13 protein-coding genes and 1 pseudogene are annotated in these 14,571 nt (G+C 37.5%); 4 read left to right on the top strand and 10 right to left on the bottom strand.

What is annotated here, in order from left to right; genetic code table 11:
• Window positions 1-765: 765 nt before the first annotated feature.
• The 6 genes from AC0VX1_RS09800 to AC0VX1_RS09775 all read right to left on the bottom strand — a co-directional run bounded on the left by AC0VX1_RS09800 (window position 766) and on the right by AC0VX1_RS09775 (window position 4,700).
• On the bottom strand, window positions 766-1,530 hold the full coding sequence (locus tag AC0VX1_RS09800) for an ABC transporter permease (protein ID WP_475470975.1): 765 nt from the start codon (window positions 1,528-1,530) through the stop codon (window positions 766-768).
• 81 nt (window positions 1,531-1,611) lie between these two features.
• On the bottom strand, window positions 1,612-2,427 hold the full coding sequence (locus AC0VX1_RS09795; RefSeq protein WP_063576690.1) for an ABC transporter ATP-binding protein: 816 nt from the start codon (window positions 2,425-2,427) through the stop codon (window positions 1,612-1,614).
• A gap of 28 nt (window positions 2,428-2,455) precedes the next feature.
• Window positions 2,456-3,517, bottom strand: a complete 1,062-nt coding sequence (locus tag AC0VX1_RS09790) for an ABC transporter substrate-binding protein (RefSeq protein ID WP_413010646.1) — start codon at window positions 3,515-3,517, stop codon at window positions 2,456-2,458.
• A gap of 256 nt (window positions 3,518-3,773) precedes the next feature.
• Window positions 3,774-4,016 (bottom strand): hypothetical protein, encoded by a 243-nt coding sequence (locus tag AC0VX1_RS09785; RefSeq protein ID WP_475470973.1) that lies wholly within the window; start codon window positions 4,014-4,016, stop codon window positions 3,774-3,776.
• 182 nt (window positions 4,017-4,198) lie between these two features.
• Complete coding sequence (locus AC0VX1_RS09780; RefSeq protein ID WP_475470972.1) at window positions 4,199-4,348, bottom strand: hypothetical protein; 150 nt, start codon at window positions 4,346-4,348, stop codon at window positions 4,199-4,201.
• A 190-nt stretch (window positions 4,349-4,538) separates the two neighbouring features.
• The gene (locus AC0VX1_RS09775; RefSeq protein WP_475470970.1) at window positions 4,539-4,700 is read right to left on the bottom strand and encodes a hypothetical protein; all 162 of its coding nucleotides are present in this window, start codon (window positions 4,698-4,700) and stop codon (window positions 4,539-4,541) included.
• Between the two features lie 596 nt (window positions 4,701-5,296).
• On the opposite strand from AC0VX1_RS09775, the gene AC0VX1_RS09770 reads away from it, so the two are divergent.
• Complete coding sequence (locus AC0VX1_RS09770; RefSeq protein WP_475470968.1) at window positions 5,297-6,517, top strand: cytochrome P450; 1,221 nt, start codon at window positions 5,297-5,299, stop codon at window positions 6,515-6,517.
• A gap of 372 nt (window positions 6,518-6,889) precedes the next feature.
• On the opposite strand, the pseudogene gloA2 reads toward AC0VX1_RS09770, so the two are convergent.
• Window positions 6,890-7,244: pseudogene (gene gloA2, locus AC0VX1_RS09765) on the bottom strand (SMU1112c/YaeR family gloxylase I-like metalloprotein).
• Between the two features lie 514 nt (window positions 7,245-7,758).
• On the opposite strand from gloA2, the gene yyaC reads away from it, so the two are divergent.
• On the top strand, window positions 7,759-8,292 hold the full coding sequence (gene yyaC, locus AC0VX1_RS09760) for a spore protease YyaC (protein ID WP_098186968.1): 534 nt from the start codon (window positions 7,759-7,761) through the stop codon (window positions 8,290-8,292).
• A 93-nt stretch (window positions 8,293-8,385) separates the two neighbouring features.
• Here yyaC and AC0VX1_RS09755 read toward each other — a convergent pair whose 3' ends face one another.
• Window positions 8,386-9,696, bottom strand: coding sequence for a CitMHS family transporter (locus tag AC0VX1_RS09755; RefSeq protein ID WP_413022820.1), 1,311 nt, complete (start codon window positions 9,694-9,696; stop codon window positions 8,386-8,388).
• Between the two features lie 246 nt (window positions 9,697-9,942).
• Window positions 9,943-10,806, bottom strand: a complete 864-nt coding sequence (locus AC0VX1_RS09750; protein WP_034313052.1) for a LysR family transcriptional regulator — start codon at window positions 10,804-10,806, stop codon at window positions 9,943-9,945.
• Window positions 10,807-10,955: 149 nt separating this feature from the next.
• Between AC0VX1_RS09750 and AC0VX1_RS09745 the strand changes: the two genes are divergently transcribed.
• Together AC0VX1_RS09745 and AC0VX1_RS09740 are read left to right on the top strand one after the other, a co-directional pair.
• Window positions 10,956-12,083 (top strand): 2-methylaconitate cis-trans isomerase PrpF family protein, encoded by a 1,128-nt coding sequence (locus AC0VX1_RS09745; protein WP_413022766.1) that lies wholly within the window; start codon window positions 10,956-10,958, stop codon window positions 12,081-12,083.
• Window positions 12,084-12,141: 58 nt separating this feature from the next.
• The gene (locus tag AC0VX1_RS09740) at window positions 12,142-12,288 is read left to right on the top strand and encodes a hypothetical protein (RefSeq protein ID WP_475470965.1); all 147 of its coding nucleotides are present in this window, start codon (window positions 12,142-12,144) and stop codon (window positions 12,286-12,288) included.
• A gap of 657 nt (window positions 12,289-12,945) precedes the next feature.
• Here AC0VX1_RS09740 and tcuA read toward each other — a convergent pair.
• Complete coding sequence (tcuA, locus tag AC0VX1_RS09735) at window positions 12,946-14,457, bottom strand: FAD-dependent tricarballylate dehydrogenase TcuA (protein ID WP_475470963.1); 1,512 nt, start codon at window positions 14,455-14,457, stop codon at window positions 12,946-12,948.
• Window positions 14,458-14,571 lie beyond the last annotated feature (114 nt).

The following is a 14,571-nucleotide window of genomic DNA, read 5'->3' as shown; positions in this document are numbered from 1 at the left end:
TGCGACACTCCTGCCGAATTACTGGCTAGCCGAGACACCGCAGACGCCTGCGTCGAGGAGGCTTGGCAGGCAGTCGGCGGAAAGGGAGCGGATTTCTGAAATCAACTGAAACGTCTTTTAAATAAAAAAGCTGTAGCCAAACTCTCTTTTTATGTTTTTTTATTGTTTTATGAATACGTTATTGGATTGAAGAAATTTGCGACACTCCTGCCGAATTACTGGCTAGCCGAGACACCGCAGACGTTTGCGTCGAGGAGGCTTGGCAGGCAGTCGGCGGAAAGGGAGCGGATTTCTGAAATCAACTGAAACGTCTTTTAAATAAAAAAGCTGTAGCCAAACTCTCTTTTTATGTTTTTTTATTGTTTTATGAATACGTTATTGGATTGAAGAAATTTGCGACACTCCTGCCGAATTACTGGCTAGCCGAGACACCGCAGACGTTTGCGTCGAGGAGGCTTGGCAGGCAGTCGGCGGAAAGGGAGCGGATTTCTGAAATCAACTGAAACGTTTTTTAATAAAAAAAACTGAATCCAAACTCGATTTTCATTGAGTTTGGATTCAGTTTAGTTGATTGGAATGGAAGGTACGAGACTCCTGCGGGAAAAGCGAGGCCAAGGGAGACCCCATAGCCACAGGCGCAAATAGCGCCGAGGAGGCTCCCGGACCGCCCGCGGAAAGCGAGTGCCTGGAATGGAAATCAACGTTCAAACCTCAGCCAAACTCGATTTTCATTGAGTTTGGCTGCAGTCTGCATAATTAATTTAATTAATTATTTTCAGGTTTCCAAGATGAAAAGCGTCTTTCAATAATGCCTAATAATGAAGTAAGAATGATTCCCGTAATCGTAATGACTAACACGCCAACAAACATGCGATCTGTTTGTAGATTTTGACCATTGCTTGTCAATTGGTATCCGATACCAGCTGTCGAAGCGAATAATTCACCTACAACCACTGCAATTAATCCTTGACCTATACCTAAGCGAATACCGTTTAAAAGGAATGGTACCGTCGAAGGCAATGCAATTGTTTTAAAAATTTGAAATTCACTTGCACTAAATGTCCTTGCTGCTTTTATTAAGTTTTGATCTAATGTTAACATAGCTTTTTGAGCGCTCATCACTATTGGAAAGAAGGCCATCAAAAATACGATAACAATTTTTGATGCTGGCCCTATTCCGAATGCAATGATGATCACTGGTAACAGGGCGACTTTAGGAGTTACATATAATCCTGAAATGAAAGGGTTAACCACTGCATTAAAGGTAGAGTTCCAACCTGATAACACACCTATTGGGATTCCAATAAGTATGGCTAAAACAAAGCCTGAAACAAATTCGTAACCACTTACCTTCATATTTTCCCAAAAGGAAACTTCTTGGACCATTAAAACTGCCGCTTGTGCAATTTCAATTGGTGAGCTTATGAACAATGGATTAATCCACTCATTTTGAGAGGCAGTTTCCCAAAGCAACAGGAATAGTAAAACAGAAGCAACACTGAGAAAAAATGACTTTTTTTCTTTTTTCATTTTCTTCGCCTTTTTTATCTTTTGCTTTGATTGTGTAAGTTCTATCGTACCCTTCGTCATCGTGTTCTCCTTTCACATTAATTATTTCTCTTTATTATCGAAACCTTGTTTAGAAGACTCCTGTTCAATAATGGACCAAATATGATCTACAAACTCTAAAAATTCCGGGCTGCGCTTCACATGGAGATCTCTTGGTCTAGGTATATCAACATCAACAACCTCCACTACACGTCCTGGTCTTGCCCCAAAAACAAAAACTCTATCAGCTAAAAATACCGCTTCATCAATTTGGTGTGTAATGAAAAGACTTGTCTTTTTTGTCTCATCCCATATTCTAAGTAACTCACCTTGCATAAATTCCCTAGTTTGTGCGTCCAATGCCGAAAATGGTTCATCCAATAATATTAATGATGGGTTTACCGTTAATGCCCGGGCCAAGTTTACCCGTTGCTGCATCCCACCTGACAATTCATGTGGATAATGATTTTCATAACCTTTTAAACCGACCATTTCAATAAATTCTTTAGCCTCTTTCTTTTTCTCTGCGGTTATTTGCTTTAACAGTTCAACTCCATAAAGAACATTTTCCAAAACAGTTCTCCAAGGTAATAGACTCGGGTTTTGAAAAACCATTGCCCTGTCCTTGCCGGGGCCATCAATTTTTTGCTGATCTAATAGTATTTCTCCCTTGCTTGGCTTTAGCAATCCAACTACAGTATTTAAAAAAGTGGTTTTTCCACAGCCGCTCGGCCCAACAATACATATAAATTCACCATCTTTAATGTTTAAATTTATATTCTGCAGGGCAATCACTTCTGCACCGGTTTTGTTATTTACGTAAGTAACGTCTAAAAAACGAGTAGACAATTTAAAGTTTTCCAGTTGTGCATTTTCCATCTTACCTATCATCTCCTTTCCATTCTAATTATTTTTTAAAAGCCTCTTCTATATAACTATTTGTCCAAATAACATCTTCAGTTGTATCCTGTTTAGTAGAAACGCCTGATATCTTGCCAAATTCAACTAATGGATCCTGGGCATTATCCCAAGCCTCTTGATTCATTTCCCCATAGCCTTTAAAAGTGTTTTTCAATCCGATTAATGATTCCTCTAGAATATCAACATCTATTCCATCAAAATAAGATTCGATCGATTCGGCTGCCTCTCTTGGGTTATTACGTGTGAATTCCATACCTTTCCCTATTGCCCGAACTACTTTCAATGATGTTTCATGATTTTCTTCTAAGTATTCTTTTTTAGCAAATACAGCTTCCCAGACCATATTCCCATACATTGGCTCTTCACTTGTATTGATTACAATGTCTCCTATATCTTTACTTTCCGCCTGTAAACCCATTGGGGGTGATGCTATCCCCCCGTCAACAATCCCCTCCTGCATACCGCCAATCTTCGATCCATCTCCTGCTAATTTGACGGTTTTAAGAGTATTGGAATCAACTCCATGCATTTGCATTAAATGACGGGTGTATACGTCTCCAGAATCTCCAACAAGGTTTGTACCAATAGTTGCGCCTTTCAATGAAGCCACTCTATCTTCAAGTGATGAGTCTTTAGAAACATTCTTTTTCTTTAGATATTGTTTAGAGAGTGTAATTTGATAGGTTAGCGCAGAATTTAAAGATTGAATTGCCAATAAATCTTCACCTTTGTCAAGAGGGGTAAACATACTTCGAGGACCCGAGACCGCAAACTGAGCTTCACCTGATAATACAGAAGCGATTACTTGTGCTCCTCCACCACCAGAAACAATCTCAGCTTCAATTCCTTCCTTTTCAAAAAAACCTTGCTCTATTGCTACATACAATGGGGCAACCGACAATAATCGTGCAGGTTCCGTAAAAGTAAGCTTAACCGCTTTTCCTCCTGAATTCCCTTTGTTTTCTGTAGTTGTTTCGTCACTTGGACCGCAGGCAGATACTATTAACACCAAACAAAGCAGAACGAACGCCAATTTATTCTTAAACATATTACTTACCTCCCTAAATCAAATATTTTTAACATTTCATTCACTAACTAACTATATTCCTCCTCTATTTTAGTTTTATATACAAAACATAATTTCATATACATATCAATTCTAAATCAGCTGTCCCATTTGGGTCAATTATAATTTTGGAATATTTAGATAATTAAGCAAATTACTGCACAAAAAAACACTCATTAAAATCATGAGTGCCCTTTAACTCTTGAGATAAAATTTTCTGCGAAATAAAGGGAAAAACTTAATGCTTCAGCAATTTAAAAAAGATTGCAATATAAGAATCGAAGTCAGTACTAGAATATGTTTTTGTTAAGGTTACCCCATTATATACATAATCCCACATTGTATCATCATTAGGACCATCGCTGGGTACTTGCACTGTACAAATGCCCTTGATTCCCCAGTCGATTTCATTAACATCCTTCAAGCCTGCTATTGGATCAATGAAGAGGATATTAAGTTTCCCCTGTATCATTTCAGACAAGACGGATGGTAATTCCACCGCTTCGTGAACGGAAACTGCCCCCACCTAACTGAATAAGATGGAATTGCTATTTGACATTATTTCAATATACTTATTTATTCGGTAATTGAGTTTTTCAAGCAGGGTAAAGATGAGTCCCATCTTGATTAGGTATCATAGGGAAATCATGAACTGAAATAACATTATAATAGGTATCTTCCAATAAAATGCGCTTTTTGCTGCTTGCCGCCCTCATCAAAAAAAACTACATCTCCATCATCAAGATAAAAAGCGATGCCATCTACCTGCTTCATATTCTTAAGATCCATAAATCCGGCAAATCTGTTCTTCAATATTCTGCTTACATCCGGGAGTGAATTAGATACAACTCAATCAAGGGGAAATGAAAACCGCCTTAAATTAAGGGAAGGTCCACACCAACTGCCAAGGCTAATGATTACATCATAAGATCCTTTTATATCTTGTAATTCCAATTCAGTCATCCTCTCTACTAATTTCCCTATTTCAACGAGGTAACTAATTTTATTGCCAGTCTTTTTCACTTTGTTCTGGAATTATATACACAATCCAGCCATAACGAATTTTCAGTTCTTCAACCATTATTTCAGCAGTTTCTTTATCCGGAAATGTTCCTGTTATTAAGCGGAAACGGTTATTTTCCGCGTTAATTATTTTTTCTCTCATAGCTTGTACCTCCTTTTATATATCCTATGAAGCTTCATGGAAAATCTGTATAGTTCTTAATAGATTACTAACAGCCCTTTTTATGTACATGAAAAATAAAAAAAGCCCAACTTTGATTAAGTGGACTTGTTGGGAACTTGCGGGATTATTGGAAATGCAAAAGAAAATTATGGAGAAGTGAATGACTATCTAAATATTGTCCCCTTTCCACTTTTTATTGTAGGGTCAATAATCTTTTTCTAACTCCTCAATCGCTTGATTCTATCACCCACTTCAATGGCAAGATGCCTGAGCCCTCTTGCTTCAGGATAAGTTGGACAATTGGGCTGTAAAGAAAATGAGAACTATTCTGGCTGATATTCCCCTCCGACCATTTTGGGTACCGGTATGATCTTAAACGAGAAGCTATGAAACTCAAAAGAGTTTTTCAATAGGTGGTGAGTCAAATATTCAAAGTTATTACTTTCTTCTTATTGAAAAATATCTCAATTTATGTCAATTGAAACCAAATTATGAGTTTGTTATCTTAGTTAATGAACCGGTTCATGACTAGTTTATGTATGAATATTAGTCACAATAAAAGGAGAGATGAAACCATGACACAAGTACGTAACTCAACAAGCGCAGTGGAGCAGTATGCTAATCTCATCCCCATGAGCGAAATTGCTTCGAACGCAGATCAATTATTTCCTTTTCCAATCTTTAATAGTTTACGACAAAAAACTCCTGTAAGGTACGACGATGCTCGAAGCTGCTGGGATGTGTTTCGATATGAGGACGTTCATTATATTCTAAAAAATCCAAAACTGTTTTCTTCGGAACGAGGGTCTGGAACTCTTCAAGGAAGCATTTTGACAATGGACCCTCCTAGACACACAAAAATGAGAAACTTAGTGAACAAGGCATTCACTCCTAAAGCAGTGAAGGATTTAAAAAATAAAATCGAAGAGGTGACACTTTACCTTCTCGATCAAGTTAATGAGAAGGGGACTATGGATCTCGTTCATAACCTTGCTGGTCCGTTGCCTGTCATAATAATTGCCGAATTATTGGGAGTCCCTGCTAAGGATCGGGATCTTTTTAAAACCTATTCTGATGTTCTCGTGGCAGGCGCCAAAGATAATTCAAATGAAGCCTTTCAAAGAATGGCACAGAAACGTAAGGAAGGAAGTGAGTTTCTTAAAGAATATTTCAAAAAAATAATTTTAGAGAGAAAAGTAAATCCTGAAGAAGATTTAATTTCGCTATTATTAGCAGCAAAAATTGATGGGGAAAAATTAACAGAAGAAGAGGTACTATCTTTTTGTGTTTTATTATTAGTTGCGGGAAATGAAACAACAACTAATTTGATTACAAATGCCGTACGCTATATGACAGAAGATAAAAACATTCAAGAACAAGCCAGGACAAATCTGCCTTTAATACCAAAATTGGTAGAAGAAACACTACGCTTTTATCCTCCAATACAGGCAATTGGCCGTGTTACAAAGGAACAAGTCAAAGTTGGGGGCAAAACAATCCAAAAGGGGGAACAAGTAATTTGCTGGGTCGCTTCGGCAAACCGGGATGAACAAAAGTTTGCAGAGCCTAATCGGTTCACGTTAGAAAGGAAATTAAATCCTCATTTGAGTTTCGGGTTTGGTATTCATTTTTGTTTAGGTGCCCCGCTTGCACGTCTAGAAGCAGAAGTAGCTCTCGTGACACTATTAAGTACATTTGCAAAATTGGAAGGTGTAAAAGGGACTGAGCTGGAGGCGATTCCAAGTCCGTTCGTTTTTGGAGTGAAAAGACTTCCTTTAAAATTCACAAGACAATGAGCCTTGCTGCCTAAGAATATAAACGAACATAGATTAGGTAATACAAAAACCTATCAATAACAAAAAATGATTTTTTTATTTAATCTCAATGAAAAAGGGAGTATATTAAATTACGACCTCTTAAAATTGATTATTTGGAAAGCATTTGTTGTAGAAGATGTTAAACCCCATATTTATCCAGTTATTAAAAATTCCAATGTACTAGGTTGATAAAAACTTAATATATAATACGAATTTTATGACATAAAAAATACAGAAACAAAAATGGAAATCACAAAATGAGTTCCATTTTTGTTTTGAGTACTATTTTGTTTTAGGGCACCTTCATGAAAGACTTTTCTTATCAAAATATACATAACCCTACTGCAAATACTACTTTCCATATATTTCAAGAGGCGAATCATCCGGATCACATAAAAAGGTAAACCTTTTTCCTGTTAACTCATCAACACGGATAAGTTCGAATGTTTTCTTTTTCTAAATCTTCAATCGCTCGATTAATATCTTCAACTTCAAAAGCAAGATGTCTAAGCCCTCTTGCTTCAGGATAACTGGACGATTTGGGCTATCAGGAAATGAGAACAATTCCAGCTAAATTTCCCCTCCGACCATTAAATCCAATTTATACGACTGCCTATCTGACCGATATGTCTCCTTCACGATATCACACCCTAATTTTTCATAATCGGAACAAATTATTGACATGATGTATTTTTTTCACCTTCATTTCTTACCTCCCTAAGAGCATTGGTTAGATTTAAAAATTATTTCAACAAAGTTATCCATTAATAAAAACTTAGTTTTCAGTGCTTCCTTCGGGATATACTGCACGTTACTGGTACATCCATTTCCCTTTCACCTGGATATAGGTCTTTACAAAGGGCGTATAATATAAGTTAATCTAAAAAAACGTATAATAAAAAAGGAGCCTTCCCCTCCTACTCTCTAGATCAATAATATAGATTCCTAGAACGCTGATTATGTTAATTAACTTTGTATATTGGTGTACTTGGTTGTAGTTTAAAATTAAGTGTTACGTTTTCTAGTTGTAAACCAACTCCCACTTCCTCGCCAAAATAAATTAAAGGGGAGGTTTTGAATTACTGCCATTTTTCAGAGTGTTAACTATCTTTCTCAAGCATATGCTCATATTTACATGCATGATGTCCTTTTTGTTCGTATAATAGGACAAAGGGGAATTAAGATGAGTCTAATTTACAAGAAGAGGAGCAATTTGTTCTGTGGAGACAAAAGGCGAAGAAATAAACTGCTTAGCATTAAAAGTTAAAGAGATTATTCAATCTTCTGGATGTCAAAATGAAGATGTAATCTTTCTTTGCATTGGTTCAGACCGATCAGTTGGGGATTCATTAGGCCCTTTAGTCGGGACAATGCTTAAAGAACATACGGTGCCTTATCGTGTTTACGGTACTTTGGAAAATCCCGTTCATGCATTTAATTTAAAAGACACATTGAAAAAAATTAAAAAACAATTCAAAAAGCCTCTTATTTTTAGTGTGGATGCTTGTTTAGGGAATCAAAACCAGGTCGGTTATGTTTTTTTGAAGGATGGACCTCTTGTCCCTGGGAAAGCTTTAAAAAAAGTATTGCCGGAAGTTGGAGATTATCATATTACAGGAATGGTCAATTATATAGATCCGCTGCCAACGATGCAATTTTTAAATGATACTCGTCTATACACGGTTATGAACCTTGCGAAAACAATCGTAAAAATAATTACTCAAGCTAGCGGCGAGACTTCTGGAATTAAATAAAAGAATGGGCTGTGCCAAAACCACTAATAATAATCGGTTTTGGCACAGCCCTACTTTGTTTAAGTTCGAAGAATTTATTAGATAACATTGTACTTAAATAATAGCCCCTGTCAAGATAGCGACAATGATAAGGACTAATGAACAAATTAGAGCCCATTTAAATGCATACCGCTGTAGTTCCCCGATATCCGTCTTTACCATCCCAACCAGTAAAAGAGTCGAGGCCACGAGTGGACTTAAGAAATGTACAGGCTGGCCCAGTACGGAAGCTCTGGCAATTTCTAAAGGACTCACCCCAAAAGCTTCTCCTGCTTCGGCAAGAATTGGCAAAACACCAAAGTAGTAAGCATCATTGGATAAAACGAACGTAAATGGCATGCTGGTGAACGCAACGACCATCGGTAAAAAAGAGCCTAAAGAATCCGGAATGATGGCCACTAATGAATTTGCAATGGCATCTACCATTTTCGTTCCTGAAAAGATCCCTGTGAAAATACCAGCCGCAAATACTAGTGTGACGACGGTAATAGCATTTCCTGCATGTGACACGATTCGCTCTTTTTGCTGTTCTAGATTAGGGTAATTAATGATTGAAGCAAGCACAAATCCGATTAGAAACAACACAGGTACCGGCACTAAGCCCATTACAAGAATGACCATAACCGTGAGCGTCAACAAAAGATTGACCCATATTAATTTAGGGCGCTTTAAATCGTCTTGTATGGCGGAAGCTACCGCTGCTTCAGCTAGAGCTCCTTTCATTTCAGGTGCAGCTTTGATATGAACAACACCAAGCCTTTTGCGCTCTTTTTTCCCAAGTACGTAAGCGGTAAAAAGAATGGCTGCTATTCCTGATAATAGTGTTGGGATAATCGGAACAAAGAATTCATTTGCATCGAGACCTAAAGATGCTATTGCTCTTGTTGCAGGTCCTCCCCAAGGAGTCATACCACTCATAATACTTACAGCCAGCATAGAAATAGTGGCAAGAATAAGTGGATTCATACCAAGGCGTAAGTAAAGAGGCAGCATAGCGGAAATCGTAATCATATGAGTCGTGGTACCATCACCATCCAAGGCAACGGTCATTGCGATTACTGCTGTACCTATCGCTATTTTTACCGGATCCCCTTTTACGATTTTCAACATGGTTTTAATGAGTGGATCAAATAATCCAGCGTCAATCAGAACTCCGAAAAACAAAATAGCGAACAATAGCAAAGCGGCTGAAGGTGCGACAACCTTTATTCCATCGAGCATCATATCTCCGAGCTCTGGACCAAATCCGCCAATTAATGCAAAGATAATTGGAATGACCACTAGAGAATTAACAGGTGATAACCGTTTAGACATGATTAAATAAGTGAAGACAACGACCATTGAAATTCCAAGTAACGTAAGAATATGAATCCCTCCTATTAAAGAAACCGCTTACAAATCAGATGAGAAGTTTAAATGCTAAAAATATTACATATCATTCTGATTCCCTGTTGCTTTATTTTCTATTTTTAGAATAGTTCATATCATCAAATAAGTGAAATACATATTTTTTTTACTTTTTCGAAAAAAAAACTTATAATCCATTTTATATTAATTAAGAAATCCAAAAAAGCACTATGAAATTTCCAATAATTTCATTGTGCTTTTTCGTTAAAGATTGGAATTTTTATTCAAGAAATCAATAAAGTTTTTCACAGTAGAGAGTTTTAATGAATCCTGATTATACATTAACCAAGTATTTCTTAACACCGGCTTCCCATTTTTGTAGGATAACCCGTATGTATGCAAATTATCTGAAGGCTGCAGGCATATTTCCGGCAGAATGGAAACACCAAGATCATTTTTGACCATCTCTTTGCACGTCTCCTGCCGATCCGTTTCCATGGTTACAAATGGTGGCTCTGGGAATCTATCATGCCACCAGCCATTTATTAAGTTTTTTAAAGAACTGTCGGTCTTATAATTTATGAATGGAAGTTCTGGCAGATTATCCAAGTCTACCTCTTTCTTAGAAATTAAACAAAGTCTTTCTTTATGCAGTAACGATTTGATTCCATACCATTCATAATTTCCACGCAGAATGCCTAATTGAACACTAGAGGAATCCAGAAGATGCATGATTTCAGTACTCCAGCCTGTATTCACATTAAATTGTACATGAGGATATTGTGTTGAAAACTTTTTCAATATTTCTGGTAGTTTATATTGGGCAAAGTTGCTGGAAACGCCAAGCCTTAACGTTCCTCTTACCTCATTTTTCATATTCAGCATATAATCTTTCGTTTTTTGCAACTTTTTCACCATTTCTTCCGCATAACCCGCTAAATGTATCCCTTCTGAAGTGAACTCAATGCCTCCTTTTATTTTGAAAAATAGGTTTGTGCTAAATTCTTTTTCTAAATTTTTAAGCCGGTACGTTAACGCCGGCTGCGATATATATAAACGCTCTGCGGCACGGCTAATGTTTTTTTCTTCATATAGTACCCTTATCGCAATCCAATCTTTTTCGTCCACTTAACCATCCCCCACTTTTTAGATTATAAGTTTTTTTATCATTTTTATTAAAAAAATATGTATTTTACTTATGAGTAAACATATCATACTATATTTTCAAAGGAACCGGTAGTGCTATAAATATTGATTTGAGAAAAGGTGGTTATACAATGAAAGTACCTGTAGTTGTAATGCGCGGCGGAACAAGTAAAGGTGTGTTCCTTAACTTTGAACATATGCCTTCGAATCGCTCACACTGGGAAGGTTTCTTACTTGACGTGATGGGCAGTCCGGATCGGAGACAGATCGATGGTCTTGGAGGAGCGAATTCATTGACAAGTAAAGCAGCAATCATCAAAAAATCGGATTCACCGGAATTCGATGTGGAATATACATTTGCGCAAATCAGTATCGATAATCAAATGGTTGATTTTAAAGGAAATTGTGGGAATATTTCATCTGCTGTAGGACCTTACGCAATTGAGCACGGATTAGTTCCTATACAAGAACCTGTAACAACGGTGAGAATTTTTAACACGAATACACAGAAATTGATAATTGCAGAAGTAGAGGTTGAAAATGGACAAGTGAAAAAAGAAGGCAGCTGCTCAATTCCAGGCGTGCCTGGTAAAGGATCACCTATCTATCTTTCTTTTACTCGTGCTGAAGGAGCAGTTACAGGAAAACTTTTCCCTACAGGAAATCCAATTGACATGATTAAAACGAAGGATCGGCTGATTCAAGTTTCAATCATTGATGTTGCCAATCCACTTGTTTTTGTAAGGGCACAGGATATTGGTCTAAACGGAAGCGAATTGCCCACTGATTATTCACAGGAAAAATTAAATGAACTAGAAGAAATCCGGTCGATTGCAGCTGAAATGTGTCAATTTTCCGATAAGAAATCAGCGACTGTCAAATCTCCTGCTGTTCCTAAAATGACCCTAATTGCTCCTCCTATGGATTACGTAGACCTAAACGGATCGGAAAGAAAAGCGTCAGAGATGGATTTGATGATCAGAATGATGTCGATGCAAAAGCCCCATCAAGCGCTTGCTATTACAGGAGCCATCTGTGCAACTGCAGGAGCTTACTTACAGGAAACGATTTTATCTGAGATGGTGAACATTAAACAGGAAATTTTTCGATTAGCCCACCCGGCAGGGATCATGGAAACAAAAGTTGATTTTTTGGCAGGACACATACGCGCTATTAAAGTGGTACGCACAGCGAGAATCATTTTAGAGGGATACGTGTACACGAAAAAAAATTACGAGCTTTCCTATCAATTAGCTTGATTTGAATTGACTTGCAAATTACAGCAAAAAAAATTATCTATCACTTGGAGGCTTTTCAATGTGGGTCATCACTGTCTTTTTAAAAGGAAATATTAAAATTTTTGAATTTGAAACAGAAAAAGAAGCGAAAGAACTATTCAAAAATATGAAAGGCACTAAAATTCTTTCCGAAATAGTTTACTTCAATGATCCTTGTTTTGTATAAGTGAGTTTTCAATAGAGCCCAGACTATAATGTATCTCCAACTAACCGATGCCTACAAAATTCAATTGTAAAATAGGATTGAGAATAGATGAAAATTTTCCGGGGGGAGCGCTCACCTTTATTCAAGTTAGGATATACTGAATCCAGATTTTCATGGTTAATGGAGTATTTAACCAAAAAGAAAACTAATTGTTATCTATCATCCTTGTTATAGGGAAAAACACCCACAAACCAACCCATTATTTATTGAATGGTATCCTTTTTCACAGGCTCAATTTTAGCATCAATCGGAGCATAGGAAGAACAGCTATACAAATATATATCATACAAAATAGTTGATATCTGGTAACTGTTGATAAGTCAGCGCTGACTTCATGCGCGATAGAACCCAGCTGATCCATTCAGCTTGGTGCTAAAATTGAATAGCTATAATAGAAGAAAAATCATATTGTATGGCCATCAGGACGCTTAAAGTTATACTCTAAAACTCATATCCCTATATGATATGAGTTTTAGTCAATGCATAAAGACTTTTAATATTTGAAGTACCAAACAGCCAAGAACTTTTTTAAGCCTTGGCTGTTTTTCATTCTTCTATTTAATGTATCCCTAGTTTTTTGGACAAATTCTTATCTAATTAACTATGCAAGGAAAAGACTCAATGATTATTGACCGCTTCAACCTTTTCTTGAATATAGTGGGCTGCGGATGAACCAGCTAATTTTCCAAAGACTGCTCCAGACATTAACCCGGATCCACCAGGATAGTTTTCATAAAAAATCCCTCCAATCATTTCACCAGCCGCAAAGAGACCATTAATCGGTTGTTCTTCTTTGTTTAACACATGTCCCGTAACATCTACATGCAAACCGCCGAACGAGAAGGTGATTCCGCACGTTACAGGGAAAGCATAGAATGGCCCTTGCTCAATTCGAAGTGCCCAGTTGGATTTAGGAGGGATAATTCCTTTCGTTCCTTTGCCATCTTTCTCTGCGGGTCTATACTCACCATCTTGTACGGCACTGTTATATTCTTCGATCGTTTTAAGGAATTGTGTTTGATTGACCGGCAGTAAACTAGCCAACTCTCCAAGTGTATCTGCTTTATAAATAGTCGCTTCTTCAAGGTCATATTCTTTACGCAGCATCGGGCGTACCTGTGCATCATAAATTTGATATGCCACATGTCCAGGCTGTTTTAATACCTCACGGCCGTATTTGGCATAAGTGTAATTTCGCAAATCTGCTCCTTCATCAACAAACCGTTTTCCTTCATTATTAAGCATTATGCTGTACGGATAAGAATGCTTTTTAAAAATATCTCCCGGCTTCGTGAAATCTCCTACTTTTGGCGCGTTATAATCTGTCCCAATCGAATGACATCCAGACCACTGCCCAAATTTTTGAGCCCCGACTGCCATAGCCATGGAAATGCCGTCTCCTGTGTTGAACTCGGTTCCACGAACAATTGCCGCTTCCCATTCTTCACCAATATTTTCACATCTCATTTTCTTATTGGCTTCAAAGCCGCCACAAGCCAAAATCACACCGGATGTCTGAACTGTTACCATTGTTTGATCCTTCTCAACAACGACACCGGATATTGTGTTATTCTTTGATACGAGCTCCACAGCACGTGAATCGTACCAAACGTCAATGCCAATTTCTTCTGTCCGCGCAAAGAGCTGTCTCATTAAGCCAACGCCTTTATCTTCCGTTTTGATAGGCAGTCCTCCCCAGAAATTGCGCTTGCCAGCTTGTACGAATGATTGATTTTCATAATTCAATTCAAATTTTATTCCCTGATCACGCATCCACGCAATTGTTTCATACGATCTAGAAACCAGCTGTTTTGCTAACTCAGGATTACTTTGTCCGCCTGTTACTCGCATTAAATCATTGTAATAATCGGTTTCCGTGTATTCAGGCATTACAATTAACTCGGATTCTTCATCTGTTAATTCAGGTATTACTTTTCTGATTGCGTCTAAATTATTGTATGCAACGCGAATGGCTCCATCCGTGAAGAAAGAGTTCCCTCCACGCTTTTCCACTGGTCCCCGTTCTAGTACAAGAACTCTAGCACCTCCCTCTTTTGCTGAGATTGCGGCACATAAAGCTGCGTTTCCTGCCCCTACTACAACTACATCATAATTTTGTGTATTTGACATTCTTACCCCTCCTGTTAAGTAGTTATAACGCTTCATGTAAATAATAAGTGAAAATAATGAATAAAAATAATATTGTTTTTTTATTCATTGCCATAGAAAAATTTTATGAAAGAA

Source organism: Peribacillus sp. QJM3NY_7, assembly GCF_056173225.1.
The sequence above is the reverse complement of the archived record's forward strand: the minus strand, read 5'-3'. Positions and strand labels throughout refer to the sequence as shown.

Coding starts and splice junctions, on each gene's coding strand:
- AC0VX1_RS09795 (WP_063576690.1), bottom strand. CDS start 2,427: ATGGAAAATGCACAACTGGAAAACTTTAAATTGTCTACTCGTTTTTTA.
- AC0VX1_RS09775 (WP_475470970.1), bottom strand. CDS start 4,700: ATGAGAGAAAAAATAATTAACGCGGAAAATAACCGTTTCCGCTTAATA.
- AC0VX1_RS09800 (WP_475470975.1), bottom strand. CDS start 1,530: ATGAAAAAAGAAAAAAAGTCATTTTTTCTCAGTGTTGCTTCTGTTTTA.
- AC0VX1_RS09790 (WP_413010646.1), bottom strand. CDS start 3,517: ATGTTTAAGAATAAATTGGCGTTCGTTCTGCTTTGTTTGGTGTTAATA.
- AC0VX1_RS09740 (WP_475470965.1), top strand. CDS start 12,142: ATGTGGGTCATCACTGTCTTTTTAAAAGGAAATATTAAAATTTTTGAA.
- AC0VX1_RS09745 (WP_413022766.1), top strand. CDS start 10,956: ATGAAAGTACCTGTAGTTGTAATGCGCGGCGGAACAAGTAAAGGTGTG.
- tcuA (WP_475470963.1), bottom strand. CDS start 14,457: ATGTCAAATACACAAAATTATGATGTAGTTGTAGTAGGGGCAGGAAAC.
- AC0VX1_RS09770 (WP_475470968.1), top strand. CDS start 5,297: ATGACACAAGTACGTAACTCAACAAGCGCAGTGGAGCAGTATGCTAAT.